Genomic DNA, 26,908 nt, shown 5'->3' with positions numbered 1-26,908 from the left:
ATCGCAACACCTTAAGCCCAAGCTGGTGTTGCACTTCGTTTGTGAACTCAGGGGGTCCATTGGTTCCCTCAGCATGGGCGATTGTGCATGGCGTCAGCGCCGATGCACAACATTCAAAGCTGCGGCAAGAGGCGCTGCGAGTGGGCCCCGGCTTTCGCCGGGGTGACACTGAATTTTTATCGACGGCACGGGCAAACGAAAAACAGAGAACCCCCTACCGTCCCAGCCCCGCCTTCAGCACCGATTCGATCTCCCCCAGCACCGCCGGGTCGTCGATGGTGGCCGGCGTGTCCCATTTCTCGCCGTCGGCGATCTTGCGCATCGTGCCGCGCAGCACCTTTCCCGAGCGGGTTTTCGGGAGGCGTTGCACGATCAGCGCGGTCTTGAAGGCGGCGACGGGGCCTATCCGTTCACGGATCATCTGCACGGCTTCCTGCTCGATCTCGCCGGCGGAACGCGCGACACCGGCATTGAGAACCAGGAAGCCGACCGGCACCTGCCCCTTCATCGCGTCCGCTATGCCGATGACGGCGCATTCGGCGACATCCGGGTGTTCGGCCAGCACTTCCTCCATTGCACCGGTCGAGAGGCGATGGCCGGCGACATTGATGATGTCGTCGGTGCGGCTCATCACATAGAGATAGCCGTCCTCGTCCATGAAGCCGGCATCGGCCGTCTTGTAGTAGCCCGGAAACTCGGCGAGATAGCTTTCGCGGAAACCCTCTTCGTTCTGCCAGAGCGTCGGCAGGCAGCCCGGCGGCAGCGGCAGCTTGACGACGATGGCACCGGTGGTGTTGGGGCCAACCTGGCGGCAGGCCTCGTCGACGACGTGAATCTCGTAGCCCGGCAGCGGCACGGTGGGCGAACCGTATTTGACCGGCAGACGCTCGATGCCCATCGGGTTGGCGACCATCGGCCAGCCGCTCTCGGTCTGCCACCAGTGATCGATGACCGGGCGACCCGAAAGCGCCTTCTCGGCCCACTGGATCGTGTCGGGATCGGCGCGCTCGCCGGCGAGATAGAGCACCTCGAATTTCGAGAGATCGTATTTGCCGACAAACTCGGCCTTCGGGTCCTCCTTGCGTATGGCGCGGAAGGCGGTCGGCGCGGTGAACATCGCCTTGACGCCGTGCTCGGCAATGATGCGCCAATAGGTGCCGGCATCGGGCGTGCCGACCGGCTTGCCCTCGAAGAGGATCGTCGTGCAGCCCTGCAGCAGCGGGCCATAGACGATGTAGGAATGGCCGACGACCCAGCCGACATCTGACGCCGCCCAGAACGTGTCGCCAGAATTTATGTCATAGACGTTTTTCATCGACCATTTCAGCGCCACCATATGACCGCCATTGTCGCGGACCACGCCTTTCGGCTTGCCGGTGGTGCCCGACGTGTAGAGCACGTAAAGCGGATCGGTGGCGGCGACGGGGACGCAAGCCGGGCGCGCATTGGCGGCGGCCGCCTTGTCCATTTCATCCTTCCAGTCGAAATCGCGGCCGGCGACCAGCGTCGCCTTCTCCATTTCGCGCTGGAAGATGATGGTGGCCGAAACCTTGTGCGCGCTCATCTCGATCGCCTTGTCGAGTAGCGGCTTGTAGGCGATGACGCGGCCGGGCTCGAGGCCGCAGGAGGCCGAGACGATCAGCTTCGGCGTCGCATCGTCGATGCGGGTTGCGAGCTCCTTCGGCGCGAAGCCGCCAAAGACCACCGAATGGATCGCGCCGAGACGCGCGCAGGCGAGCATGGCGACGGCAGCCTGCGGCACCATCGGCATGTAGATGAGGACGCGGTCGCCTTTCTTTATGCCGTGGCTTTGCAGCACGCCCGCGAAGGTCGCGACCTTGTCGAGCAGTTCGGCATAGGTGAATTTCTTGACGCGGCCGAGCATGGCGCTGTCATAGATGAGCGCGGTGCGCTCGCCGTTCCCCGCCTTCACATGCCGGTCGAGCGCGTTCCAGCAGCTGTTCGTCTCCGCGCCGACGAACCAGCGCGACAGACCGTTCTCGAATTCAAGGGTTTTCGTCGCGGGCCTGAACCAGTCGATCTCTTTGGCCGCTTCCGCCCAGAAGCCTTCCGGGTCCTGTTTCCAGGCGTCGTAGGTGTCCTTGTAGCGTCCCATGCTGCCGCTCCCCGTCATTTTCATTGTTGGGGAGGTTTTAGCACGGGAGAGATGGATTCAGGGAGTCGGGGGAGCGGATGACGGATCGGTGACGGCGCCGCGCCAGAACAGCAGCACCATGTAGATGGCGACGATCGGGAGAGGAGTGAGCGCCGGGAGATGACCCGCAAGATAATCCCGGAGAGGCATGTTCATGGTCGATGCCTGGTACGCCACGACGAAGTGGACCGTCAAAACGGAGACGGCAGCAAACGCAAGGTAGAGGAGGTTCGAGAGGTGCAACAGCCGCCGGAAGGGCGTTCCTGCTACCGACCCGTAAAGAAAATGGAGGCCGTTGCACGTCGACGCCACTGCCGCGGTAAGCGGAAACAACAGCCAAAGCGCGAGGAATGGAATTCCTTCGGCCCCGCCATGTCGCCCCGGATGCAACAGTGCATCCGTCAGCATCCACATAGCGGAGAAGATCATGAGTCCCGCGAGAAGAAAACTGGCTATGCCAAGTATGCGCCTCATCATGCCCTCCCTGTTCGCGGAGGAATTCTAGCATGGACGGCGAGGATACATGTTGAGCCCTGTCATACCCACAAGTGTCATCCCGGCGGAAGCCGGGATCCATCTGACTTGCGTATTTTGACGCGCCCGCCCATGGACCCCGGCTTTCGCCGGGTGACATTTTTATTTGTGGTTTGGGCAGTGCCCAAAATCTGCACAAGGCCAAAACTTTCCCGTCATTGCGAGGAGGCTGAAAGCCGACGAAGCAATCCATGGGGCCTCACCCTGCGGCGAACGCCCTATGGATTGCCGCGTCGCGGCTTTGCCGCTCCTCGCAATGACGGAGAAGGGAGATCTGGAGGTACGCCGCCTTGCCGCTCTCCCGCGTGCTGGGTAACGTGGGGCCAACGCCCCCCTCCCCCGCGCCACGAGGCCCGCCCATGACGACGAACCCCTATGAAACCGGTCTCGACAAGAACCCGGCCAATCACCAGCCGCTGTCGCCGCTGAGCTTTCTGAAGCGGGCGGCGGAGGTTTATCCGGAGAGAGTCGCGGTGGTGCATGGGAGCCTGCGCCGGCCTTACGCCGAACTTTATGCGCGTTGCCGCAAGCTCGCCTCGGCGCTGGCCGAACGCGGGATCGGGCTCGGCGACACCGTGGCGGTGATCGCGCCGAACATTCCCGAAATGCTGGAACTGCATTACGGGCCGGCGATGACGGGGGCGGTCGTCAACACGATCAACACGCGGCTCGACGCGGCGGCCATCGGCTTCATGCTCGACCATGGCGAGGCGAAGGCGTTGTTCGTCGACCGGGAATTTGCGGGGCTCGCGAAAGAAGCGCTGGCGCTCGCGAAAGTGAAGCCCTTCGTCATCGACATCGACGATGCTTTTTACGACGGGCCGGGCGAGAAGATCGGCGAGACGGATTACGAAAGCTTCATCGCCAAGGGCGATCCGCATTTCAACTGGCAATTGCCGGCCGACGAATGGCAGGCGATCAGCCTCAACTACACCTCCGGCACGACCGGCAACCCGAAAGGCGTCGTCTATCACCACAGGGGCGCCTATCTGCTCGGCATGGGCAACATCGTGACGGCGGGGATGACGGGGAGTTCGGTCTATCTGTGGACGGTGCCGATGTTCCATTGCAACGGCTGGTGCTTCACCTGGTCGATGAGCGTGGTGGCGGGCACGCATGTCTGCCTGCGCCGCGTGACGGCGGCGAACATCTTTGCCGCGATTGCCGAGCATAAAGTGACGCATATGGCCGGCGCGCCGACCGTGATGGGCTTCCTGATCAACGCAACGGCGGAAGAAAAGAAACCGCTGCCGAACGTCGTCAATTATTTCGCGGCCGCCGCGCCGCCGCCCGCCGCGACGATCCGCAAGCTCGAAGCGGAAGGCTTCAACGTGATCCATGTTTACGGCCTGACCGAAACCTACGGGCCGGCGGTGGTGAACGCCTGGCACGAGGAATGGGACGCGCTCGAAACCGACGAGCGGGCGCGGGTGAAGGCGCGGCAGGGCGTCAATTATGTGGTGCTGGAAGGAATTTCGGTGCGCGACCCGGAGACGATGGAGGAAGTGCCGCGCGACGGCGAGACGATGGGCGAGGTGATGTTCCGCGGCAATGTGGTGATGAAGGGTTATCTGAAAAACCTGAAGGCGACGACGGAAGCCTTTGCCGGCGGCTGGTTCCATTCGGGCGATCTCGGCGTCTGGCACGCGGACAATTACATTCAGCTGAAGGATCGTTCGAAGGACATCATCATTTCGGGCGGCGAGAATATTTCATCGATCGAGGTCGAGGACGCGCTCTACAAGCATCCCGATATCGTCGAAGCGGCCGTGGTGGCGCGGCCCGACGAGAAATGGGGCGAGACGCCTTGCGCCTTCGTGACCGTCAAGGCGGGGGCGAGCCTGAGCGAGAAGGATGTGATCGACTGGTGCCGGGCGAACCTCGCGCATTTCAAATGCCCGAAGACGGTGGTCTTCACCGAGCTGCCGAAGACCTCGACGGGCAAGGTACAGAAATTCAAGCTGCGCGAGACGGCGGAAGGGCTTTAGGAAGAAAGGATTTTGCACGCGCAAAGGGCCCCCGAAATGCAAAGCGCCGGGCTTGGGAGCCCGGCGCCGGTGTGAATTGTCTGTTTGGGGGTCAGGCCGCGGATCGTTCGCCGCTCAGCCTTGCGATTTCCTCTTTCAGTCGAAGCCTCTGCTTTTTCAACTCCGCGATATGCAGATCGTCGCTGCTCGGGTGAATGATTTCGGCCTCAATCGCATCTTCCAGCGCTTTGTGGCGGTCGCGAAGCTCGGCAATGTGAGACTCCAGAGCCATTACATTCCGTCCTTTCGTTAAGCCTCTAATCTTCAAAGTCTGACTCTTTTTGCCGCCCTTGTCGAACCCCACTCGCAAAGGACGGCCGCACAATGTAAATGTGGGATCATGAACAGAAACGGCAAGACCCCGCCCCGCCTCGTCGTGGGCATTTCCGGCGCCTCGGGCGTCGCCTATGGCGTGCGCCTGCTTGAAATGCTGGGTTCACTGGGTGTCGAAACGCATCTGGTAATGACAAGGGCGGCCGAGATGACGCTGGGTTACGAGACCGGCCTGAAGCCGAAGGATGTCGAGGCGCTGGCGCATACGCGCTACCGGATGGAGGATATCGGCGCGGCCATCGCCAGCGGTTCCTTCAAGACGCTGGGCATGATCGTGGCGCCCTGTTCGGTGCGCACCATGTCGGAGATTTCGACCGGCGTCACCTCGTCGCTGCTGACGCGGGCCGCCGACACGATGCTTAAGGAACGCCGGCGGCTGGTGCTGATGGTGCGCGAAACGCCGCTGCATACCGGCCATCTGCGCACCATGACGCAGCTTTCGGAAATCGGCGCCGTCATCGCCCCGCCGGTGCCGGCGCTCTACACGCAGCCCGGCTCGATCGACGAGATGGTGACGCAGACCGCGGCGCGGATGCTCGACCTGTTCGGCATCGAGGCGCCCGAGACGCAACGCTGGGGCGAGGATCTGAAACAGGGCCGCCGCGCGCCGGTGCGCAAACCGCAGGTCAAGACGCGCAAATGACGGAGCAGGAAGAACGGGAGCTGCGGCAGACGCTGGCCACGCTGAAGGAAGAGCATCGCGATCTCGACATGGCGATCTTTGCGCTGGAATCGACCGCGAGCCCCGACCAGCTGCAGATCAAGCGGCTGAAGAAGCGCAAGCTCAGCCTGCGCGACCGCATCCAGGAGATCGAGGACATCCTGCTGCCGGATATCACGGCCTGAGGGCGCGGCTCACTCGCGGCGCTTGGCCGCGTACATGGCCTTGTCGGCCCGCGCCAGCGCCTCGTCGGGCTGGTCCTCGCCGGTGAAGGCGACCGCGCCGACCGAAATCGTCAGCGCCAGTTCCTTGCCCTCGAATTGCAGCGGCCGCGATGCGACGAGGTCGGCCAGCCCCGCCGCCTTCGACTTCGCCATCGCCTCGTCGGCGCGCACCAGGATGACGCCGATCTCGTCGCCGCCGAGCCGGCCGACAATGTCGGTCTCGCGGATATTGTCGAGCACCAGCCGGGTCAGGTGATGCAGCGCCGCGTCGCCGGCCAGGTGGCCATGGACATCGTTGACCTGCTTGAAATTGTCGATGTCGAAATAGACGAGGCCCGCCGGTTCGCCATAGCGCCGGCCGAAGGCGATGACGCGGGAAAGTTCGCGCACGAAGGCGCGGCGGTTGAGCACCGGCAGCAGCGGGTCGTGATCGGCCAGCTTCTCGGCCTCGCGCAGCCGGTCCTGCATCGCGCTCATGTCGCGGCGCAGTCGATCGACCTCGCCCATCAGCGCCATCAGCGCGTCGCGCACCGCCGGCGTGATCTCGGCTTCGGGGATGCCCATGATGCTGGCGGTGTCACTGACCATGCGGCCGCCCGACGCCGCCGCGGCGCCGCGCGCCTTTTCCCGCTCCCGCGCGGTGGCCGAAGAGGTGCTGCCGACGGGCTTGCTGTCGCCGATCTTCATGGGGCCTTGTGCCTCGCTCTGCGGTGCTGCCGCGATTCGCCATTGAAAATGCCATCTTTTGCCGAATCGCGCCATGCGAAGCGGCCGCGGCCGGGCGCGGCACGGGGGCTAGGCGGGCGGCCCCGGCCTCTCCATAATCGAAAAGGCCCGCAACCGCCTCCCGCAGGAGAGACCCGTCATGACCGCATCGGCCCCCCGAACCGCTCCCGGGCTCGTCCTCGGCCTGATCGCCATCCTGCTGGTAGCCGGGGGCGCCTTCGCGACCATGCGGGGCGCCGCCCCGGCCGAGGCGCTCCCGACGCTGGCGGCGCTCGAACCCGGCTGGACGACCATCGCGCCGGGCGGCGACACCAGTTGCGCGCTCGGCACACCGTTCGAATTCCATGTGAAGCCCGGCCGCGCGGACAGGCTGTTCTTCTTCCTCAATGGCGGCGGCGCCTGCTGGACGGGCGCGCAATGTTCGCTCGAAGAGGAGCCGACGCCCTATATTCCGACCGCCCGGATCGAGCACAACGATCCGCGCCGGCTGAAAGGCGTCTTCGGCACGGATCATGCGGAGAACCCGCTGAAGGACTGGACGCAGGTCTTTGTCAGCTATTGCACCGGCGACGTGCATCTCGGCAACCGCGACGTGACCTATGACAGCTGGAAGGAGGCATTCACCGTGCGCCATCGCGGCCGCGCGAATGTCCGCGCCGTGCTCGACTGGGCCTATCGCAATGTCAAGGCGCCCGAGCGCGTGCTTGTGGCAGGCTCCAGCGCCGGCGGCATCGCCGCGCCGTGGTATGCGGTCGAGGTCGCCGAACATTATCCGGATGCCGGGATCTCGGTGCTGGGCGACGGCGCCGGCGGCTATCGCGATCCGGGCATCGCGGCGCTGATGGACAATTGGGGCTTCTTCGACGACGCTCCGGTCTGGGTAACCGATGGCGGCACGCCGGGCAGTTTCGAGGAGATCTGGCGCCGCGCCGCGATCGCCGCACCGGGCGTCACCTTCGCGCAATACGACAATGCCTTCGACGCGGTGCAGGAGATGTTCCTGCGTCTGCTCGGCAACGAGGCGCCGCTCCACCCGCTTGTCGAAGCCAACCGCAACGATCTCGCTGCCAGCATTGCCGGCTTCCGCTCCTATGTGGCGGGCGGCACGCCGCATACGCTGATCCGCTACGACCGGCTCTACACCTATCAGGTGGAAGGCCTGCGCGCGGTGGACTGGCTGGCCGATCTGGCCGAGGGCCGGGCCGGCGGCAGCGTCAGCTGCGGCACGGCAGCCGAATGTGCGGGCGAGCCGGGGGCCGAATAGGGCCGGTTCCCGCCGCTTGCGGGCGCCGGCGGCGCTTCCTTGCCAAGCGCCGCGCCATGCCTATACTGCCCCGCTTTCCGAAACCGGCGGGCCCCCTGGGCGCCCGCCCGACCCGCGAGGCGCGGACCACGGATGGCAGCGAAAAAGACGGGCGCAGGGCCGGCAAAAGCCCCGGCCAAGGCCCGGAAATCCCCGAAACAGCCGCTGGTCGGCATCATCATGGGCAGCCAGTCGGACTGGCCGACCATGAAGCACGCCGCCGACGCACTGAAAGCGCTGGGCGTGCCCCATGAAACGCGCATCGTCTCGGCCCACCGCACGCCGGAGCGCATGGTCGACTATGCAAGGACGGCGCGCGCGCGCGGGCTGAAGGTGATCATCGCCGGTGCCGGCGGCGCGGCGCATCTGCCGGGCATGACGGCCGCGCTGACCGCCCTGCCGGTCTTCGGCGTGCCGATCCAGTCGAAGGCGCTGTCGGGCCAGGACAGCCTGCTCTCGATCGTGCAGATGCCGGGCGGCATTCCGGTCGGCACGCTGGCGATCGGCGAGGCGGGCGCCAGGAATGCCGGCCTGCTGGCCGCCGCCGTGCTGGCGCTGTCGGATGCGGGCCTGGCCAAGCGTCTCGATGCGCTGCGCGCGGCGCAGACGGCGGCCGTCGGCCTGAGCCCCGAGGGCCGGTGATGGCGCCGGTCGCGCCGGGCGGCACGATCGGCATTCTGGGCGGCGGCCAGCTCGGCCGCATGCTGGCCATGGCGGCCGCCCAACTCGGCCTCAAATGCCACATCTATTGTCCGGACACGGAGGTTCCAGCCGCCGACGTCGCCGCGGCGCTGACCCGCGCCCCTTACGCGGATGCGGCAGCATTGGCCGCTTTCGCCGACGCGGTCGATGTCGTCACCTATGAATTCGAGAATGTGCCGGCCGAGACGGCGCGCGTGCTGGCCGAACATGCGCCGGTGCGACCCGGCCCGCTGGCACTGGCGACCGCACAGGACCGGCTGACCGAGAAGAATTTTCTCAGCCGGCAGGGCATCGCGACCGCGCCCTTCGCCGATGTGGCATCGGCCGGCGATCTGGCCGCGGCGCTCGAACGGATCGGCGCGCCCGCCATCCTGAAGACACGGCGCTTCGGCTATGACGGCAAGGGCCAGGCCAGGATCGCCGGCGCCGCCGAAGCCGATGCCGCCTGGGATGCGATCGGCCGGACGCCGGCGATCCTCGAAGGCTTCGTGCCTTTCGAGCGCGAGATCTCGGTGGTGGTCGCGCGCGGGATCGACGGCGAGACGGCGGCCTACGATCCGGTCGAGAACATTCACAAGGATCACATTCTCGACCGCAGCTATGCACCGGCCGCGCTCGACGCGGCGCTGGCCGCGGAAGCCTGCGCGATCGCCGGCAGGATCGTCGCCGCGCTCGACTATGTCGGCGTAATGGGCGTCGAGATGTTCCTGCTGCCGGCAAGCGCCGGAACGGCGCGCCTGATTGTCAACGAGATCGCGCCGCGCGTGCACAATTCCGGTCACTGGACGATGGATGCCTGCGCGGCCGGCCAGTTCGAGCAGCATGTCCGCGCGATCTGCGGCTGGCCGCTGGGATCGCCGGCGCGCCATTCAGACGCCGTGATGACCAATCTGATCGGCGCGGCAGCGGTCGACTGGGCCGCCATCGCCGCCGAGCCCGGTGCCCGGCTCCATCTCTATGGCAAGGCCGAGGCGCGGCCGGGCCGCAAGATGGGCCATGTCAACCGGCTGTTCCCGCTGGGAAAGCGCCCGCCGGTTACTTGACGTTAATCCACCCCCGTCACGCTATTGGCGAATGAAACGAGAATTTCGGTTCCGCTTGCCCGCTGCGGCGGAGACCGGATGGGGACAGGACCGCCGATGGACCGGGCCGGAACGGAGATGCACGCCGATGGCGATGCGCGCTGGCAGCGTTTCATGGCCGAGACGGCGCCGAGCGCCGGCCGGGCGACGGCCGCGCCGCTGTTCGGTCATCAGGCCCTGACCGACTTCCATCGCTACTGGTCCGCGCTTCCGCGCCGCGGCGGCGCCCCCGCCGACGCCGCTTTCGATCCACTCGAAATCGCGCAATGGACGCCCGACATGACCATCATGTGCCTGGCCGGCCCCGACGATATCCGCTTCCGCCTGGCCGGCACCCGCGTCGCCGAACGCATGGCGCATGACCCGACCGGCATCAACATGCTCGAGCTGCTGGCCGATGCCTCGCGCCTGCAGGTCTGTCGCGACATGCATGAAATCGCCGCGCGGCCCTGCGGCTATCACGCGCGTTATGTCAATCGCTACGGCTCCGGCCGCGTCTCGCATGTGCAGAGCCTCTATCTGCCGCTAACGCCGCCGCCGGGCCGGCCACCCCGCCTGGTCGCCATGCATGCACCGGAAGAGGCGATGGAATACCAGAAGCCGGCCGACCGCTCGACCTGCGCCACCTCGATCGACGAGATCGTATGGATCGACACCGGCTGCGGCACGCCCTGAGCTAGGGCCGGTAGCGCAGCCGTCCGAGCAGCGCGAAGGGATCGGGCAGCTTTTCCGCCACACCGCGCAGCGAGGCCTTGGCCTTCTCGAAGCGCATCACATCCTCGATGCGGGCATCCAGAAAGGCCCAGCTGTCGGCAAAGTCCTTCGACTGATCGGCCAGCCAGTAGAGCGTGACCGCCGAATGGACCGCCGCCAGCGTCGCGCGCTTGGTGTAGAAATTGAAATCGGTCGAAGTGTCGCCGGCGGCACGCCAGATCGCATCGACCGTGCGGTAGAGCGCACGGGGGCCGCGCGCACCGGAGGTCGGCAGCGCCAGCAGCGTCAGCGCGCGGCGCAGCGCCTCGCGATGCGGCGCATCGGCCTCGAGGCGGGCCCGCACGGCGCGGGTGATGCGCTGACGGATCTTCATTGCGGCCAGATCTTCCTGCGCCAGAACCGCTTCCATGCGCCGGTCGCCGGCTGACAGGAAACAATCGACGAGATCGAGCGGCCCGTCGGGAAAGGCCAGCCGCATCTCGTTGTGGCCGATGCCGGCGGCCTCCGCCGCCTCGCGCATCAGGCGCGGCGTCCAGCCGTCAAAGGCGACATGCGGCAGCGCCGCCGCCAGTATCTTTTCCCGCGCCGCGTCGAGATGGGCGGCGCCCCCGCGCCGGCCCGGACGGCCCTTCTGTCTATCGGTCATCGGCTTCATCCCCTTCGATCCGGGCCGCCAGCATCGCCCGGGCTTCGCTTTCGAAAATCAGCTCGGAGAGATCGTCCATCCGCTGAGGATAGAGAATGCCGTCGAGATGGTCGCATTCATGTTGCACGACGCGGGCATGGAAGCCGCGCGCCTCGCGCTCGATCACCGCACCCTCGGGCGTGACGCCACGATAGCGGATATGAGTCGCGCGCGGCACCGCGCCCCGCAGACCCGGCACCGACAGGCAGCCCTCCCAGCCCTTCTCGGTTTCGGCCGTCAGAACCTCGATCTCGGGATTGACCAGCACGGTGAGCGGCGCCGTGTGATCGAAGATCTCGGCCGCGTCGGCCGCCTCGTCCGCCCGCTCGGCCGGCGCCTGGAAGATGACGATACGCCAGGGCTCATGGACCTGGGGAGCGGCCAGCCCCGCGCCATTGGCGTCGATCATCGTCTCGATCATGTCGGCGACCAGCGCCTTGACCGCGGGCGCGGTCGGGTCGGGGACGGGCTTGGCGATGCCTTTCAGCACCGGATGCCCCATGCGGGCGATTTTGCGTATGGCCATACGCGCAATATGTGCCGGCCGCGGGCCCGCGGCAACGGGGCGGAATGCCTCGTTCTGATGCCCCGCGCCGCCCGCCCGCAGTGGACAAAGCCCTCATCCTTTGCTAGACAGGCGGCACTCTTGCGGGGGGCATCGGCCAGCCCGCACCTAACCCATTGAAACAAGACAGGTTTTTCTCGTGCAGGTACTCGTTCGCGACAACAATGTCGATCAGGCCATGAAGGCTCTGAAGAAGAAGCTTCAGCGCGAAGGCGTGTTCCGCGAAATGAAGCTGCGCAATTTCTACGAGAAGCCCTCCGAGAAGCGTGCCCGCGAGAAGGCCGAAGCGATCCGCCGCGCCCGCAAGCTGGCCCGCAAGCGCGCCCAGCGCGAAAGCGGCATCCCGGCGCCGGTCAAGAAGTAGATCCGGCTCTTTCAACCGCCGGAATGACAACGCCCCCGCAATGCGGGGGCGTTTTCGTTTTCAGAAAAGCTCAGAGCCGCTCTTCCGGCGCCCGCGCATTGCGCCCGCCTTCCCATGTCTTGAGGCGGCCGGTGCGCTTGGCCCAGCGATAGGCGGACTTGCCGGCGGCGTTCTGGTGGTACCATTGAAAATAGAGCATCGGGCTGAATTTCGGAATCCAGAAGCGTAGCGGCAGTTCGGCCCGCGGCTGAACGGCGCCGAGCTGGAGGTCGGCGACCGCAACGCCTGCGCCCTCCTGATAGCGGCGGTGCGCGAGAAGCCGGCCCTCGCCGTCGATCACCTGCGTCTCGCCCATCAACTGCGTGCGTATCGGCGCCGTGAGACGCGTGCCGGGCAGGATGAGAAACCCGCCATCGATGACGCTCGCATGTCCCGCATGCAGCAGCGGCGCGCCGACCAGCCCGGCGAAGGTGCGGGGCGTGCGCTCCATCAGCCGGCCATTGCCCGCGTGAAAGCGCTGCCAATAACCGTGCGCCCAGTTCCAGCCGGGTTCGCTCCACCAATGGCTGCCGGTCATCAGGAGGCCGACCTTGCCGCGCAGGCGCGCGACCGTCTGCGTCCTGACCGTCTCCCAGCAGACGGCTGCGCCGACCGGGCCGAGCGAGGTCTGCATCAGTCCGTCGTCGTGCCCGCCGACATAAAAGGCGTTCTCGACCATGGTCGGCAGATCCTTGTCGTGACGATGAACCTTGCCGTCGGGCTCGACAAGGACATAGGTGTTGTAGACATCGCCGTCGCGCATTTCGAGATAGGAGCCGCCGATATGGATGCGATGGCGGCGCGCCTTCTCCTTCAGCATGTCGAGTGCCGGATTTTCGGGCGGCAGCGAGCAGCCGAAGACGCGTTCGTCATAGACGATGCAGGTGGTGAAGAACTCCGGCAGCGCAACAAGTTCCGCGCCATTCTGAACCGCTTCGTCGACGAGACGGCTCGCATGCTCGATGTTCCACGCAATGTCGGCAACCCGCGCTTCGACCTGGATCGCGGCGGCGCGGATGGTCTTCGACTGTGTCATGGGCTGCGTCCCTCAGAACGTGAACCAGGCATAGAGCAGCCAGGGATAGGCGACGCTCAAAAGCCCGAAGGAGATCATCGTCGCAATGTCGATGACGCGGTGCTTGATATAGCCCTCCTTCGACAAGGCATGGACCATGAAGAGCTGGGCATTGGTCCATGAACCGACGACGAGGAGCCAGCCCGCGACTTCCGGGATCGCCGGGTGAACGGCAGCGATCGCGAATTGCAGCAGCGCCATCAGAATGTTGTCGATGTGGCACTGAAGCACGCGCTTGGCGTTCACCAGCGGGCCGAAGCGCTTGCGCGGCCCATACATCGCGACCATTACCCAGCCAAGCGCAACGGCGAAGGTGATCTGGATGAGCCCCGAGGATATCAGAATCGTCTGCATGACATGCCCCTAATGTCGAAACACAGCGACAAAAATGATGACGCTACCGCCGACACAAATCCGATCTGTTACTGTTATATCTATCTTCGTTGACCAGCGTGGCGTCAATATGGAGAATGCGAGAAAATCTGTCGAAATACCCGGACAGTCCATGGAACTCGAACCGAAACTTGTGGCGCTCGGCCTGACCGGCAAGCGGGCGCGCTTTTATCTCGCGGCCCTCGAGCTTGGCGACGAGACGGTGACCGCGGTGGCGCAGCATGCCGGCATCGAGCGGACGACCGCATACGCCCTGTTCGAGAAGCTGTTGGAAGACGGGCTGGTGACACAGGTCGTACGGGGCGGCCGCACCCATGTGGTGGCCGAGGACCCCGATGTGCTGGCACGCAATCTCGACGACAAGCGGCGGATACTTGGAGAGATTCTGCCGGATCTGCGCGCCGTTCATGCTCGCACGCATGGCGCGCCGCGCTTTCGTCTCTATGACGGGGCAGAGGGCATTCGTACCGTGCTCAATGCGGTGCTGGCGGCGCCGCTGCCGGAAATTTGCGGCATCCTGTCGATGAAAGAATTGCTTGCGGTTCCAGGCCCGAAGGCACTGCGCAACTTCATCGCCGAGCGGGTACGGATGGGAACCCACCTGCGCGTCATCCGCGCCCATAGCGAAGAAACGCACCAGATATGGAAAGCGGGCGAGGACGAGCTGCGCGAAGTGCGCTATGCGCCGTCGTCGGACGCCTTTCGCATCACCACCTTCATCTTTGGCGGCAAGGTGGCGCTGATTTCGTCGCGGCGGGAAAATTACGGGCTTATTGTCGACAGCGAGGAGTTTGCGCGACTCCAGCAGGCGCTGTTCGAAACGATGTGGCAGACAAGCACACCGGCCTGAACGCTAGATGCGTCTCGCCATCAACCGCTCATAGGTGCGATAGCCCGCCTCGTCATAGATACGCCGCGCGCGGGTATTGCCTTCGAGCACATAGAGCCTGATCTCGCCGATGCCGGCCACTTTCGCATGCGTCTCCGCCGCTGTCAGCAGTGCCCGGCCGACGCCCTGCCCGCGCGCAGCCGCATCGACGCTGAGGTCCCAGATCATCGCGTGGCGGCGATGCTCCGGCCGCACGAAGGTGCCCGGATCCTCCTCGATGGCGAAGCTCAGAAAGCCGACGACGGAGCCGCCGCTCTCGGCAACCAGTGTCACCCCGCCTTGGGCGGCGATTTCGCCGCTCACCCAGTCGAGATGGCTTTCGGCGGCCGACGCATCGGCACGATTGTCTTCGATCGCCGCCTCGAATTCGTTGAGCGCGCCCATGAGGCGAATGAGCGCCGGGCGATCTTCCGCCCGCGCGGCACGAATGACGACATCCATCTCAGAACCTTTCGTCGCCCTGCTCGCGCACCGGATCGGGGAAATCGCGGTAAAGCGCAAACTGGATGCCCGTCACCAGCGAGTTGACGTTGAAATGCTCGGTTTCGACCGGGTCCGCCCGCGTCGCGACCCAGTTGAAGGCCGAATCGAGCTGAGTGAGATCCGTCACCTCGATCATGAAATGGAACTCGCCGAGATGCGCCGGCGCCAGGCCAAGCTTCTTGCGCATCAGCCGCCAGCCCTCGATCACGCCCTCGCGTTCGAGCAGTTCCATATAGCCGGTGAAAGCCTCGACGAAGTCGATATCCCGCACGCCGGGCTTCAGGTTGAACCAGCCGTGATAGACATCCATGGGTCTCCCCCCTCAAAAGAAAACGGGCGGCGCCCATGTGAACACCGCCCGTTCGATCCGTCCAGCAAAGCCGTTCAGCCGCGCGCAAGCGTTTTCGCGCCAAAGACGGCGAGAACGACGACCACGATTTCCAACGCGATCGGCTGCAACACGCCTTCCGGCGCCCCGTCGATAGCGACACCGAGAATACGGCCTGCCGCCGCCAACCCGTAAAGCGCGGCCGCGCCCCAAAGCCAGTGCGGCCGGCCGGCGAAAAGCGCCAGCCCACAAGCAATCGCGCTCGCCAGAAAGAACGCGCCGATATCGGCCCGCAACGCATTGAGCCCGAGAGGCGACAAGGCACCGATCCCGAGCGTCTCCCCGAGCTGAACGGGCGACGCAAGGGCCATCAAGCCCATCGCCAGCGAAAAAAGCCCCACAAGCACAACACCGATTCGGGCTGCCCAGATCATTCTATGTGTCTCCCCTCTTCATTTTCGAAACCAGGAAGGAATCGAAAGCCTCCAGGACATTGTAATCCGAACGGACCGAGCAAGGCCGCTCATGAAAACGGGCGGCGCCCATGTGAGCGCCGCCCGTCCGGTCCGTCCAGTGCGGGTGCTTAGAGCCCCTTGACGATCTCCTCGACCATTTTCTTGGCATCGCCGAAGAGCATCATCGTGTTGTCACGGAAAAAGAGTTCGTTCTCGACGCCGGCATAGCCTGAACCCATGCCGCGCTTGACGAAGAGTACGGTCTTGGCCTTTTCGACGTCCAGCACCGGCATGCCGTAGATCGGGCTTTGCGGGTCGGTCTTGGCCGACGGATTGGTGACGTCGTTGGCGCCGATGACGAAGGCGACGTCGGCTTGGCTGAACTGGTTGTTGATGTCCTCAAGCTCGAAGACCTCGTCGTAAGGCACATTCGCCTCGGCCAGCAGCACGTTCATGTGGCCCGGCATCCGCCCCGCCACGGGATGAATGGCGTAGGAGACTTTCACGCCTTCGGCCTTCAGGATGTCGGCCATTTCGCGCAGCGTGTGCTGGGCCTGCGCCACCGCCATGCCATAGCCCGGCACGATGATGACCGAGCCGGCGTTCTTCATGATGAAGGCCGCATCGTCGGCCGAGCCCTGCTTGACCGGCCGCGTCTCGACGGCACCGGCGCCGGCCGCCGCGGCATCGCCGCCAAAACCGCCGAGAATGACGCTGAAGAAGGAGCGGTTCATCCCCTTGCACATGATGTAGGAAAGGATTGCACCCGACGAGCCGACCAGCGCGCCAACGATGATCAGCGCGAGGTTACCAAGCGTGAAGCCGATCCCGGCCGCAGCCCATCCCGAATAGGAATTCAGCATCGAGACGACGACCGGCATGTCGGCACCGCCGATCGGGATGATGATCAGGAAGCCGATGATGAAAGCCAGCACCGTGATCAGCAGAAAGAGCTCTGTGGTCTGCCGCGAGACGTCGGAGACAAGCCAGCCGATTCCGCCGACAATGACGATGGCAATCACCGCATTGATGACGTGACGGCCGGGCAGCATGATCGGCGCGCCCGACATGTTGCCGTTAAGCTTGGCGAAGGCGATGATCGAACCGGAAAAGGTGATCGCACCGATGGCCGCACCGATGCCCATTTCGATCAGATTGGCCGCGTGGATCGCATGATAGGTGCCGATACCATAGGCCTCGGGTGCCAGAAACGCCGACCAGGCGACGAAGACGGCGGCAAGACCGACCAGCGAATGGAAGGCCGCCACAAGCTGCGGCATCTGCGTCATGGCGATGCGCCGCGCGATGATGGCGCCAATGCCGCCGCCAATGGCGACACCGACAAGGATCAGCGTCCAGGTCAGCGTGTTCTGCGCCTGAAGCAGACTGAGCGTCGTGACGATGGCGATCGTCATGCCGATCATGCCGTAGACATTGCCCTGCCGCGAAGTTTCGGGCGAGGACAACCCGCGCAGCGCCAGGATGAACAGCACCGCCGAAACGACGTAAAGAAGGGCCGCTATGTTGGCTGACATGTCCCGGGCCCCCTCAGCGCTGCTTTTTCTTGTACATGGAGAGCATTCGCTGGGTCACCAGGAAGCCGCCGAAGATATTGACCGAGGCCAGCACCACGGCGACGAAGCCGAAGCTCTTGGAGAGCCAACCGCCCTCGCCCGCCTGCGCGACATCAAGGCCGACAGCAATCAGCGCGCCGACGATGATGACCGACGAAATGGCATTGGTCACCGACATCAACGGCGTGTGCAGCGCCGGCGTGACGCTCCAGACGACATAGTAGCCGACAAAGATCGCGAGCACGAAGATCGCGAGCCTGAAAACAAAAGGATCGACAGCGGCCGCTTCCATCAGTTGCCTCCCTCGCGAAGTGACGGATGCACGATCTGACCGTCGCGGGTCAGGCAGGTGCCCGTAATGGTTTCGTCGTCCCAGTCGATCGCAAGCACCTTGGTTTCCTTGTCGATCATGGGCGTGATGAAGTTCAGCAGGTTCTTCGCGTAGAGCGACGAGGCATCGACCGCGAGCTGGCCGGCCACGTTGAGATCGCCGATGATCGTGATGCCGTGCTTGACCACGCGCTTGCCGGGCTCTGACAGTGGACAGTTGCCGCCGCGCTCCACCGCGAGATCGACCAGGATCGAACCCGGCTTCATCGTCTTGACCATCTCCTCGCTGACAAGCTCCGGCGCCGGACGCCCCGGAATGAGCGCGGTCGTTATCACGATGTCCTGTTTCTTGATGTGTTCGGCAACGAGTGCGGCCTGCCGGCGCTTGTAGTCCTCGGACATTTCCTTGGCATAACCGCCGGCCGCATCGCCCGACTCCTCCGATTCGACCATGACGAAGGTGCCGCCGAGGCTTTCGACTTGTTCTTTGGTGGCCGAACGCACATCGGTTGCCGAGACAATGGCACCGAGACGCTTGGCCGTCGCGATCGCCTGCAGGCCGGCGACGCCGACACCCATGACGAAAACGCGGGCAGGCGCGATGGTGCCGGCCGCCGTCATCATCATCGGCATGGCGCGGGTGAAGGCCGCCGCCGCGTTGATGACCGCCTTGTAACCGGCAAGGTTCGATTGCGACGACAGCACATCCATCGACTGGGCGCGGCTGATGCGCGGCATCAGCTCCATCGCAAAGGCGTTGACGCCGGCCGCCGCATATTTCTGGAAACGGGCCTTGTCGTCATAGGGATTGAGAATCGCCGCCAGCATCGCGCCGCGCTTCATCAACCCGAGTTCCTCGTCGGAAGGCGCGCGCACCTTGAAGACGATGTCGGCATCCTTCAACGCCTCGGCGGCGCCCGAGGCGATTTCCGCGCCCGCATCGCGGTAGAGCGCGTCGGAAATCGAGGCGCCGTCGCCAGCACCTGCTTCGACCGTGACCTGAAGGCCGAGCGCCGTCAGCTTCTTCACCGTCTCGACCGACGCCGCCACGCGGGGTTCGCCGTCGAGCCGTTCCTTCGGGATCGCAAGTTTCATGGATTGTCGCCTGTTCCCCGGACGGTAAGACCGATATCGGCACCGCCCCCGTGAGAATAAGAATTATTCCAGCATAACGTATGATGGACGACCCGAGCCGGCATCCCGCCAGAAACGTCCATATCGCGCGGACGCGCCGTCAGAGCAGGAAAACCGCCATCAGAATGAGGACGATGGCAATGGCAATGGTGCCCCACTTGCTCATCGCAATGAAGGACTCATAGGTCCCGAGATGCTCCTTGGCATCCATTTCGGTGCTCCAGCCGTCCTGTGCCTTGTTCTCAGCCATGCTACCTCGCCCGCCTTTTGCTGCGCTCAAGCCCTTTTTGAGCGAGGCGGACTATAGCAAACGAACCGCTTGCGGCAAGCGCCGAGGGGCGCTCCCGGCCCCGGATGGCGGAGTGAAATGTGCAAATTCGAACAGGCGATCGACAGATCCTACTCGCCGAAAGGCGATGGCAGGGGCCCGCCGGTTGTTTTCCGCGACGGTGCAGAGTGGTCCCAGTCGGCGAGCAAGGCGCGAAGGGCCGCCACGAACGCCAGCGGCTGATCCAGCATCACATGATGCCGCGCTTGCGGAATCTCGATGACGGGCGCCGACCGCCCGAGCAGATTGAACATGTATTCGCCGATCTCGGCGGGCAGCAGCGCCGAGAATTCGCCGCGCATGATGGCAATGCGGCAGCGCGTGGCCGCCAGGCGCGCGCCCATGTCGCCGATATTGAAGCGCTGCCAGATCGCCGGATCGAACTTCCATGTCCAGCCCTCGCCGCCCTCGGGATTGGAAACCGGCTTCAGTGAATGGCGGGCGATGTAGTCGACGATGTAGCGATTCTCGCAAGGCTGCGGCGGCGCGAGGCGAAAGCGACCCATCGCCGCCTCGAGCGTCGGGTAGATCCGGTGCGGGCGAAACGCCCGATCGGGCGGACCACCCGGACGATCGGGCGGGTTGACGGGGCTGTCGACGATGACGGTGCCCGCAAGCCTGTCGCCATAAAGCGCGCCGGTGAGGATGGTGATGAAACCGCCGAAGGAATGGCCGACGATGATCGGCGGCTCTTCGCAGGCGAAGAATCCGGCATCTTCGCAAACGGCAATCTGTTCCTCGGAGAAGGTCTCGATCGTGTAGCGCTCGCGCCAGCCGGAATCGCCCATGCCGCTGACATCGATGGCAGCCACCGAATATTCACGCGCAAGAAACGGCGCGACGAAGGACCACCAGCGCGCATGCGCGCCATTGCCATGAACCAGCAACAGACCGGGCTTTGCCGGATCGCCCCAGCGCAGATAGTGAACCTGTGTGCCCGCCACTTCGACGAAACGGCTTTCGGGTTCGATGTCGACCGCGCGCAGGAACCAGCCCGGCGCAACCGTGACGGCCGGGCCCTCTTCGTCACCAGGGGCGAGAAGGAAATCTGTCACTTCGGTGGCCTCTCGCTCAGCGCCTTGAAAACGCCGGTCCCGGTCATGATCGTGCGGTCGCCACACCAGATACGGCCCTGCACGGTGAAGAAATCGTCCTCGCGCCCGACGACGTCGGCCGTACCTTCGATCCACTCGCCAATTCTGGCGCCGGACAGGAAGTCGGTCAGCAAGCGCACTGTCACCCAATAGCGATGCACCGACATCGTGACGGCGTGGCCGAATGCCATGTCGGCAAAGGCCATCAGCATGCCGCCATGGCAATTGCCCATGCCGTTGGTGTGGTGCTCCTGCACCAGAAAGGCGCGTGTGTAGCGGCCGTCTGCCCCGACCCTCTCGTAGAGCGGCCCGATTTGCCGCCCGAAGCCATGGAACCAGTTGAGGTTCGTATAGCCCGCGGGCAGGGCGATGGTGTTTTCTTCGAGCAAATCGTCTGTCATGGCCGGCAACTCTGGCGGAATCGAGAAAATATGGGGATGCGCCGCTCAGGCGGCGCGCGGCACGCCCGCCTTCTTTAGCGCGGCGCTTTGGCGCTTGTCGAGCGCGGCGGTTTCGAAGGCCTCGATGGTCTCGTTGAAAAGACGGAAGAAATTGAGTTCCGCCCCGAGATGCAGGAACACCGCACCGAGTCCGATCGCCGCGCGATCCATGAACACGAATTCCCGTGGCGGCGTCACCGGTCCAAGCTCGCGCAGCTTCCGGTGAACCGCAAATGCCTCCTTGCGGCCATACTCGCCCGGCTTGACGCCGTCGGCGACGGAGCGCACCCGGTCGTCGAGCAGCGGCCCATAGATGAACCCTGCCCATACGTTGAGGACATCGATCAATTCATTCGACAGGTTACGGAAGCCCCAGCTTTCATAGGCCGCCGCGGCACGATCGCGGTCGTCGCTCTCGAGTGCACGATAGAGTTCGACGACGCCGGCGACAAAAGCCGGCGGAAAGACACGGATGCAACCATAGTCGAGCAGGTTGATACCCCATTCTCCAGGCATGGAACCCGGCCGCACCGTGTAATTGCCGAGATGCGGATCGCCGTGAATGACGCCATAGCGGCTGAAGGGCACCCACCAGGCCGCAAACATCGCCTCGGCAATCGCATTGCGCGTCGCCAGGTCATGGTCGCGGAAATCGAGCAGTGCCACACCTTCGAGCCAGCCCATGGTGAGTAGACGCCGGGTCGAAAGACCGGCATGGACGTCGGGCACCGCAATGCGCGCGTCTTTGGCAAAAATATCCTTGTAGAGCCGCATATGCGCGGCTTCGCGCTCGTAATCGAGTTCCTCGCGCAGGCGCGCGCCGATCTCGGCATAAATTTCCCGCGTGTCGACGGCGCTGTCGATGCGACGGTGGATCGAGAAGATCAGGCTGAGTTGCTTGAGATCGGCATCGACGGCCGACTCCATGTCGGGATATTGCAGCTTGACCGCAAGAGGCGTCCCGTCGAGCGCCGTCGCGCGGTGGACCTGGCCGAGCGAGGCGGCGGCCGCCGCCTCCCGTTCGAAACTGGCGAATCGCGCCTCCCAACCGGAGCCGAGTTCGGCACGCATCCGGCGCTTGACGAAGGGCCAGCCCATTGGCGGCGCCGCCGACTGAAGCTCCGACAATTCGGCCGCAAATTCCGCCGGCACGGCCTCGGGAATGGTCGCGATCATCTGCGCGACTTTCATGATCGGCCCCTTGAGGCCGCCCAGTGCCGATTTCAGCTCGCGCGCCGTGCGGTCGTTGAGCATGTCGAGACCGAACAGCCGGCCACCCGCAACACGCGCCGCGATTCCGCCAACGCCCGCTCCGACTTGCGCATAGCGCCGGACACGGCGTCCGAGACGATTGGCCTCCGCGTCCTTCGGCAACCGGCCGCTTGGCGGCTTGTCGTTCATTCCATCGCCTCAAGCTCGTCGATGAACCCGCCAATGACGGAAAGACCCTTGTCCCAGAAGGCCGGATCGGAGGCATCGAGACCGAATGGCGCCAGCAACTCCTTGTGGCGCAACGTGCCCCCCGCCTCCAGCATGCGCATGTAACGCTCTGCAAAGCCTTCCTGCGCCTGCTCATAGACAGCATAGAGCGAGTTCACCAGGCAATCGCCGAAGGCATAGGCATAAACATAGAAGGGCGCGTGAATGAAGTGCGAGATGTAGCACCAGTAGGTTTCGTAGCCTTCGCCAAGCCGGATCGCCGGGCCCAGGCTCTCGCCCTGCACATCGAGCCAGATGCGGCCGATCTGGTCTGCGGTCAGTTCACCCTCGCGCCGCGCCGTATGGACGCGCCGTTCGAACATGTAGAACGCCGTTTGCCGGACCACGGTATTGAGCATGTCCTCGACCTTCGACGCCAGCATGGCCTTGCGCCGCGCCGGATCGGACGCCGAAGCGAGCAGTTTGCGGAAAGTCAGCATCTCGCCGAAAACGCTGGCGGTTTCGGCCAGTGTCAGCGGCGTGTCGGCCATCAGCGCGCCCTGCTTCGCCGCCAACACCTGATGGACGCCATGACCGAGCTCATGCGCAAGCGTCATCACGTCGCGTGTCTTGCCCTGATAATTGACCAGCACATAGGGATGCGCGCTCGGCACGGTCGGATGCGAAAAGGCGCCGCTCGTCTTGCCGGGCCGGATCGGCGCATCGATCCAGCCCTTCTCGAAAAACTGCTCGGCGATCGTCGCCATTTGAGGCGTGAAGCCGCGATAGGCGTCGAGCACCGTGTCGCGTGCGAGCTGCCACGGGATGGTCGTGTCGTCGGCATGGGGCAAGGGCGCGTTGCGGTCCCAGTATTCGAGCTGTTCGAGACCGAGCCATCGGGCCTTCATCGCATAGTAGCGATGCGAAAGCGCCGGATAGGCGCGTTGCACGGCTTCTGCCAGCGCATCGACCACTTCGGTTTCGACGCGATTGGCAATGTGGCGCGACTGCGCGATATCGGCAAATCCGCGCAGCCGGTCCTCGATCTCCTTGTCCTTGGCCAGCGTGTTTGTCACCAGCGCAAAGAGCGGAAGGCCGGCCCTGAAAACGCCGGCCAGTGCCTGCGCCGCGGCCGCTCGCTTGCCCCGATCCTTGTCGGAGAGGAGATGCAGCGCCCCTTCAAGCGTCAGCACCTCGCCATCGACTTCGAATGAAAGCCGCGCCATCGTTTCATCGAAAAGCCGGTTCCATGCCGCATGGCCCGTAATGCTTTTCTCGTGAAGCAGCGTCTCGAGCTCGTCGGAAAGCTGATAGGGACGCATCGCACGCAGATCGCGCAGCCAGGGTTCGTAGTACGCCAGCGACGGATCCCTAAGCGCATGGGCGAGCGCCGCATCGTCGAGGCGGTTGAGATCGAGTGCGAAGAACAGCAGCTTCGTCGAAATCGTCGTCACGCGCGCCTGCATGTCCCCATAGAACTTGGCATGAGCGGGATTTGTGTTGTCCTGGGCATAAAGAAGGCCGGAGAAGGACATCAGCCTTCCAAGCCGGTCCTCGATCATCTCGTAGGCGCGGATCGCTTCGGCGAGCTGCGCCCCGCCATCCGGCGCTTCGGCCAGGGCCGAAATCTTTCCGCGATAGCGCGCATTGAAGGTCTCCGCCGCTTGCGCAGCCGCCGCGAGGTCGGCCTGGACCTCCGGCGCTTCAGGTCCGGAATAGAGATCGTCGAGATTCCATGTCGGCAGTGAGGCAGGCATCAACGGGACGTCCTTTGTCGGGAGGGCGGAAAGGCACTGTCATGTATATTGCGCGCCGGCCTTCCCGGTTCAACGCAGAGGCGCCCGAATTCGGCCCGCGATAGCGGCCACCCAACAGAAAAGGGCCCCGGCTTTCGCCGGGGCCCCGATCCTGTCAGTCAGGACGAGCTTAGCAGCCCGCAACGACCGCGCGGCGGTTGAGCGGCTCACGCACGCCATCGCCCGTCTGCACCGCCAGCTGGGTCTCGCCAGCCGAAGAGGCACTGCAGAGTTCCTTGCCCTGCGCGGTCAGCGCATTCGACACCGTGTTGGCACGGCGCTGGCCAAGGGCCTGGTTGTAGGCATTGCTGCCCGACGTATCGGTGTGACCGACAACCGAGAGCGGACCGGTCGTCTCGGCGACGATCTGATCGATCACCGACTGCGCTTCCGGCGTCAGGTTGTACTTGTCGAAACCGAAATAGATGGTCCACGGACCCGCAGCCTGACGCGCGCAGGCGGTCAGGGCTTCGTAGAACGCGGCCTTCTCGGCCTCAACGCGATCCGGCTGCACCGGGCCGCCGGGGCCACCATAGTAGGAGCCGCCCACGCCGAGCTTGTTGTCGCTCGCCTGTTCGACCCAACCATCGTAGTAGCGTTGCGCCTTGGCGCAGGCACAGGCCTGATCACCAGTGCGGCCACCATCGTCAAGCGCGGCCATCAGCTTTGCCCGGGCGTCCTGCAATTCAGGCAGATCGCTCGGAAGAACCCCCATCGTGGAGGGGTCGAAAGGAAGGACAGTCTCGCCAGCAGCCGCGGCGCGACCCTTGGCGACGATCACTGCCGTGTCGACCCAGTTGCAGTCGACATAGGCTTCCGAAGTCGCCCTGTCCTGATATTCGCGAGCCAGGCATGCGTTGAAGGAATCGCCCTGAATGTCTTGATGCAGGTAAGATTCAGCCGTCCACGTGCCGCAACCAGCCAGCACCAGGAAGGAACCCAACGCTATCAGCCGGGATATCATTTTCATCCCAATCTCCGTCGTTATTTCGCTTTGCCCCCCGACAACACGACGGGTGGCCCGGACCCCACCGGTAAGCCCTCATAAGTCCAATTTCATCGCACGGAAGGGCCGAAACCATCAACCCGAATTGGCAGAATCCGGAAACTTCTGGCGCGTGCGTCACATGAGAGCAACACTGTTGCGACACGGAATCGCCGAAATCCGGCGACCTCGATCCCGGAACCTCAAAAAGTGGCGCCAGGCGGGTAAAAGGCAGGTGACAAGCCGCGAATTAAGGCACCCTTTACCAATGCGGGTCATTATGGGGCAAACGGGGCGTTTTTGGGCCCTGACCCTGCACAGCATCGAGGCCGACATGACCCAGGCGATTCTGATCGTCGACGACGACCCGGCGCAGCGCCGCATCCTGGAGGAAGTGGTTAACCGCGACGGTTACCGCGCCATTCCGGTCGAGAGCGGCCAGGCGGCGCTCGACTATCTGGAAGGCCCGTCCGGCGCCGAGATCGCGCTGGTGATCCTCGACCTGGTGATGCCCGGCATCGACGGCATGGAGGTGCTGAAACGCGCCCACCCGCAGAAACCGAACCTCCCCGTCATCGTGCTGACCGCGCATGGCGGCATCGAGACGGTGGTCAATGTGATGCGCGAAGGCGCGGCCGACTTCGTGGTGAAGCCGGTCAGCCCCGAACGGCTGCATGTCTCGATCCGCAACGCGCTGAAGGTCAACGCGCTGACCGGCGAGCTGAGCCGCCTGCAGAAACGCCAGCACGGCCGCCTGACCTTCGGCGACCTGATCGCGCGCAGCAGCGCCATGGACCAGGTGATCCGGCTCGGCAAGCGCGCCGCGCAATCGAACATCCCGATCCTGATCGAGGGCGAGTCGGGCGTCGGCAAGGAACTGATCGCCAGCGCCATCCAGGGCGAAGGCGAACGCGCCGGCAAACCCTTCATCACGGTCAATTGCGGCGCCATTCCCGAGAACCTGGTCGAGAGCATCCTGTTCGGCCACGAGAAGGGCGCCTTCACCGGCGCCGCCGACAAGCATGCCGGCAAGTTCCAGGAAGCCTCGGGCGGCACGCTCTTCCTCGACGAGATCGGCGAGCTGCCGCTCGACATCCAGGTGAAGCTCCTGCGCGCGCTGCAACAGGGCGAAGTCGACCCCGTCGGCGCGAAAAAGCCTGTCAAAGTCGATATCCGATTGATTTCGGCGACCAACCGCGACCTGCTGCAGATGGTCAAGGAGGGCCGCTTCCGCGAGGACCTCTATTACCGCCTCAACGTCTTCCCGATCCATGTGCCGCCGCTGCGTCAGCGCAAGGAGGATGTGCCGGACCTCGTGGCGCATTTCATCCGCCGCCTGGCGGCCGAGGAGGGAAAGGACGTGGTCGGACTTTCGCAACCCGCCCTCGACATGCTGTGCGCCTATGACTGGCCGGGCAATGTGCGCCAGATCGAGAACACGGTCTTCCGCGCCATCGTGCTGTGCGACGGCGAGACGCTGCAGGTGTCCGACTTCCCGCAGATCGCCAGCATGGTGAAGGGCTATGAGACGCAAGCCGCGCCGCGCGCCGCAGCGGAATCCGCCCCCGCTTCCGCCCCGGCCTTCACCGCGGACGAAGACGGCGGCGCCATCGCCTTTGTCTCGCGCGCCCACGCGCCGGCGCAGCCGACGCATACGCTGGCCGATTTCGCGCGCTCGAATTTTTCCGACGGCATCGCCATCACCGACGAGGCCGGCAATGTGCGCAAGCTCGAGGACATCGAGGCGGAAATGATCCGCCTCGCCATCGAGAAGTACAAGGGCCACATGACCGAAGTGGCGCGGCGGCTGGGCATCGGCCGCTCGACGCTTTATCGCAAGGTGCGCGACCTCGGCCTCGAGGTGCGCGAGAACTGATGCCGCGAACGCCTTTCCTTCGTTGAGACAGCAGCGGCGCGGGCACCCCCCGCGCCGTTTCGCTGTGTGCCGCCGGGCGCCCGGAAAAACCCTCCGCCCACGGAGCAAGGGGCGATTTATCCCCGTTTTCGACAGCGCTTTGACGGCGCCGCCCCCCCTTCTGTCATCGAACTGTCACAAAACTGTCACAAAAGC

At 64.6% G+C, this 26,908-nt stretch carries 30 protein-coding genes; 10 read left to right on the top strand and 20 right to left on the bottom strand.

The genetic code is table 11. The features are described from left to right. Nucleotides 1-214 precede the first annotated feature (214 nt). Nucleotides 215-2,116, bottom strand: a complete 1,902-nt coding sequence (locus AAC071_RS15335; RefSeq protein WP_339834215.1) for a propionyl-CoA synthetase — start codon at nt 2,114-2,116, stop codon at nt 215-217. Between the two features lie 57 nt (nt 2,117-2,173). Continuing rightward, nucleotides 2,174-2,629, bottom strand: coding sequence for a hypothetical protein (locus AAC071_RS15330; protein WP_339834213.1), 456 nt, complete (start codon nt 2,627-2,629; stop codon nt 2,174-2,176). Nucleotides 2,630-3,048: 419 nt separating this feature from the next. On the opposite strand from AAC071_RS15330, the gene AAC071_RS15325 reads away from it, so the two are divergent. After that, nucleotides 3,049-4,677: an acyl-CoA synthetase gene (locus tag AAC071_RS15325; protein WP_339834210.1), complete on the top strand. Its 1,629-nt coding sequence runs from the start codon at nt 3,049-3,051 to the stop codon at nt 4,675-4,677. A gap of 91 nt (nt 4,678-4,768) precedes the next feature. Here AAC071_RS15325 and AAC071_RS15320 read toward each other — a convergent pair whose 3' ends face one another. Next, nucleotides 4,769-4,948 (bottom strand): DUF465 domain-containing protein, encoded by a 180-nt coding sequence (locus tag AAC071_RS15320; RefSeq protein WP_339834207.1) that lies wholly within the window; start codon nt 4,946-4,948, stop codon nt 4,769-4,771. Nucleotides 4,949-5,056: 108 nt separating this feature from the next. Between AAC071_RS15320 and AAC071_RS15315 the strand changes: the two genes are divergently transcribed. Both AAC071_RS15315 and AAC071_RS15310 read left to right on the top strand, forming a co-directional pair. Beyond that, complete coding sequence (locus AAC071_RS15315) at nt 5,057-5,692, top strand: UbiX family flavin prenyltransferase (RefSeq protein WP_339834204.1); 636 nt, start codon at nt 5,057-5,059, stop codon at nt 5,690-5,692. After that, entirely contained in the window at nt 5,689-5,895 is a 207-nt protein-coding gene (locus tag AAC071_RS15310; protein ID WP_339834202.1) for a DUF465 domain-containing protein, read from the top strand. The genes AAC071_RS15315 and AAC071_RS15310 overlap by 4 nt, the downstream gene beginning before the upstream one ends. 9 nt (nt 5,896-5,904) lie before the next feature. On the opposite strand, the gene AAC071_RS15305 is transcribed toward AAC071_RS15310, so the two are convergent. Further along, the gene (locus tag AAC071_RS15305; protein WP_339834200.1) at nt 5,905-6,621 is read right to left on the bottom strand and encodes a GGDEF domain-containing protein; all 717 of its coding nucleotides are present in this window, start codon (nt 6,619-6,621) and stop codon (nt 5,905-5,907) included. Between the two features lie 178 nt (nt 6,622-6,799). On the opposite strand from AAC071_RS15305, the gene AAC071_RS15300 reads away from it, so the two are divergent. From AAC071_RS15300 to AAC071_RS15285, 4 genes are all read left to right on the top strand, one after another. Beyond that, nucleotides 6,800-7,924, top strand: coding sequence for a pectin acetylesterase-family hydrolase (locus AAC071_RS15300; RefSeq protein ID WP_339834198.1), 1,125 nt, complete (start codon nt 6,800-6,802; stop codon nt 7,922-7,924). Nucleotides 7,925-8,143: 219 nt separating this feature from the next. Next, a complete protein-coding gene (gene purE / locus AAC071_RS15295) occupies nt 8,144-8,605 on the top strand; it encodes a 5-(carboxyamino)imidazole ribonucleotide mutase (protein ID WP_339834217.1) in 462 nt (153 codons plus the stop codon). Continuing rightward, entirely contained in the window at nt 8,605-9,708 is a 1,104-nt protein-coding gene (locus tag AAC071_RS15290) for a 5-(carboxyamino)imidazole ribonucleotide synthase (RefSeq protein WP_339834196.1), read from the top strand. Before purE ends, AAC071_RS15290 begins: the two co-directional genes overlap by 1 nt. Nucleotides 9,709-9,786: 78 nt before the next feature. Then, nucleotides 9,787-10,422, top strand: a complete 636-nt coding sequence (locus AAC071_RS15285) for a PAS domain-containing protein (RefSeq protein WP_339834194.1) — start codon at nt 9,787-9,789, stop codon at nt 10,420-10,422. Nucleotide 10,423: 1 nt separating this feature from the next. On the opposite strand, the gene AAC071_RS15280 is transcribed toward AAC071_RS15285, so the two are convergent. Both AAC071_RS15280 and def read right to left on the bottom strand, forming a co-directional pair. Then, on the bottom strand, nt 10,424-11,107 hold the full coding sequence (locus tag AAC071_RS15280; protein WP_339834192.1) for a COQ9 family protein: 684 nt from the start codon (nt 11,105-11,107) through the stop codon (nt 10,424-10,426). Beyond that, nucleotides 11,097-11,672, bottom strand: coding sequence for a peptide deformylase (gene def / locus AAC071_RS15275; RefSeq protein WP_339834189.1), 576 nt, complete (start codon nt 11,670-11,672; stop codon nt 11,097-11,099). Before def ends, AAC071_RS15280 begins: the two co-directional genes overlap by 11 nt. Nucleotides 11,673-11,850: 178 nt before the next feature. On the opposite strand from def, the gene rpsU reads away from it, so the two are divergent. Continuing rightward, on the top strand, nt 11,851-12,075 hold the full coding sequence (rpsU, locus tag AAC071_RS15270) for a 30S ribosomal protein S21 (protein ID WP_339834187.1): 225 nt from the start codon (nt 11,851-11,853) through the stop codon (nt 12,073-12,075). Nucleotides 12,076-12,145: 70 nt separating this feature from the next. Here the strand turns inward: rpsU and AAC071_RS15265 are convergent, their stop codons facing one another. Both AAC071_RS15265 and AAC071_RS15260 read right to left on the bottom strand, forming a co-directional pair. Further along, the gene (locus AAC071_RS15265; RefSeq protein ID WP_339834185.1) at nt 12,146-13,150 is read right to left on the bottom strand and encodes a carbon-nitrogen hydrolase family protein; all 1,005 of its coding nucleotides are present in this window, start codon (nt 13,148-13,150) and stop codon (nt 12,146-12,148) included. Between the two features lie 12 nt (nt 13,151-13,162). Then, nucleotides 13,163-13,543, bottom strand: a complete 381-nt coding sequence (locus AAC071_RS15260; RefSeq protein ID WP_339834183.1) for a hypothetical protein — start codon at nt 13,541-13,543, stop codon at nt 13,163-13,165. 151 nt (nt 13,544-13,694) lie between these two features. Between AAC071_RS15260 and AAC071_RS15255 the strand changes: the two genes are divergently transcribed. Next, the gene (locus AAC071_RS15255) at nt 13,695-14,432 is read left to right on the top strand and encodes a helix-turn-helix domain-containing protein (protein ID WP_339834181.1); all 738 of its coding nucleotides are present in this window, start codon (nt 13,695-13,697) and stop codon (nt 14,430-14,432) included. 3 nt (nt 14,433-14,435) lie between these two features. Here the strand turns inward: AAC071_RS15255 and AAC071_RS15250 are convergent, their stop codons facing one another. The 12 genes from AAC071_RS15250 to AAC071_RS15195 all read right to left on the bottom strand — a co-directional run bounded on the left by AAC071_RS15250 (nt 14,436) and on the right by AAC071_RS15195 (nt 24,822). After that, nucleotides 14,436-14,912, bottom strand: coding sequence for a GNAT family N-acetyltransferase (locus tag AAC071_RS15250; RefSeq protein ID WP_339834179.1), 477 nt, complete (start codon nt 14,910-14,912; stop codon nt 14,436-14,438). A 1-nt stretch (nt 14,913) separates the two neighbouring features. Beyond that, nucleotides 14,914-15,264: a DUF6614 family protein gene (locus tag AAC071_RS15245; protein ID WP_339834176.1), complete on the bottom strand. Its 351-nt coding sequence runs from the start codon at nt 15,262-15,264 to the stop codon at nt 14,914-14,916. 74 nt (nt 15,265-15,338) lie between these two features. Beyond that, entirely contained in the window at nt 15,339-15,716 is a 378-nt protein-coding gene (locus tag AAC071_RS15240) for a DUF4345 family protein (RefSeq protein ID WP_339834173.1), read from the bottom strand. 149 nt (nt 15,717-15,865) lie between these two features. Continuing rightward, on the bottom strand, nt 15,866-17,272 hold the full coding sequence (locus tag AAC071_RS15235; protein WP_339834171.1) for an NAD(P)(+) transhydrogenase (Re/Si-specific) subunit beta: 1,407 nt from the start codon (nt 17,270-17,272) through the stop codon (nt 15,866-15,868). Between the two features lie 13 nt (nt 17,273-17,285). Further along, nucleotides 17,286-17,603: a proton-translocating transhydrogenase family protein gene (locus AAC071_RS15230; protein ID WP_293507911.1), complete on the bottom strand. Its 318-nt coding sequence runs from the start codon at nt 17,601-17,603 to the stop codon at nt 17,286-17,288. Further along, nucleotides 17,603-18,736: a Re/Si-specific NAD(P)(+) transhydrogenase subunit alpha gene (locus tag AAC071_RS15225; protein ID WP_339834168.1), complete on the bottom strand. Its 1,134-nt coding sequence runs from the start codon at nt 18,734-18,736 to the stop codon at nt 17,603-17,605. The genes AAC071_RS15230 and AAC071_RS15225 overlap by 1 nt, the downstream gene beginning before the upstream one ends. A gap of 139 nt (nt 18,737-18,875) precedes the next feature. Further along, entirely contained in the window at nt 18,876-19,025 is a 150-nt protein-coding gene (locus tag AAC071_RS15220) for an aa3-type cytochrome c oxidase subunit IV (protein ID WP_339834166.1), read from the bottom strand. A 149-nt stretch (nt 19,026-19,174) separates the two neighbouring features. After that, nucleotides 19,175-20,158 (bottom strand): alpha/beta hydrolase, encoded by a 984-nt coding sequence (locus AAC071_RS15215; RefSeq protein WP_339834164.1) that lies wholly within the window; start codon nt 20,156-20,158, stop codon nt 19,175-19,177. Then, nucleotides 20,155-20,598, bottom strand: coding sequence for a PaaI family thioesterase (locus tag AAC071_RS15210; RefSeq protein ID WP_339834162.1), 444 nt, complete (start codon nt 20,596-20,598; stop codon nt 20,155-20,157). Before AAC071_RS15210 ends, AAC071_RS15215 begins: the two co-directional genes overlap by 4 nt. 45 nt (nt 20,599-20,643) lie before the next feature. Then, nucleotides 20,644-22,038 carry an AarF/UbiB family protein gene (locus AAC071_RS15205; RefSeq protein ID WP_339834160.1) on the bottom strand — a complete coding sequence of 465 codons (1,395 nt, stop codon included), beginning with the start codon at nt 22,036-22,038 and terminating at the stop codon, nt 20,644-20,646. Next, nucleotides 22,035-23,813 (bottom strand): M3 family oligoendopeptidase, encoded by a 1,779-nt coding sequence (locus tag AAC071_RS15200; RefSeq protein WP_339834158.1) that lies wholly within the window; start codon nt 23,811-23,813, stop codon nt 22,035-22,037. Before AAC071_RS15200 ends, AAC071_RS15205 begins: the two co-directional genes overlap by 4 nt. Nucleotides 23,814-23,982: 169 nt before the next feature. Continuing rightward, nucleotides 23,983-24,822, bottom strand: a complete 840-nt coding sequence (locus tag AAC071_RS15195; RefSeq protein ID WP_339834156.1) for an OmpA family protein — start codon at nt 24,820-24,822, stop codon at nt 23,983-23,985. A 349-nt stretch (nt 24,823-25,171) separates the two neighbouring features. Here AAC071_RS15195 and AAC071_RS15190 point away from each other — a divergent pair, with 349 nt between their 5' ends. Next, nucleotides 25,172-26,713, top strand: a complete 1,542-nt coding sequence (locus tag AAC071_RS15190) for a sigma-54 dependent transcriptional regulator (RefSeq protein WP_339834154.1) — start codon at nt 25,172-25,174, stop codon at nt 26,711-26,713. The last annotated feature ends 195 nt before the right edge of the window (nt 26,714-26,908 follow it).

This window comes from uncultured Parvibaculum sp. (assembly GCF_963975745.1).
Classification (GTDB): Bacteria; Pseudomonadota; Alphaproteobacteria; order Parvibaculales; family Parvibaculaceae; genus Parvibaculum.
The sequence above is the reverse complement of the archived record's forward strand: the minus strand, read 5'-3'. Positions and strand labels throughout refer to the sequence as shown.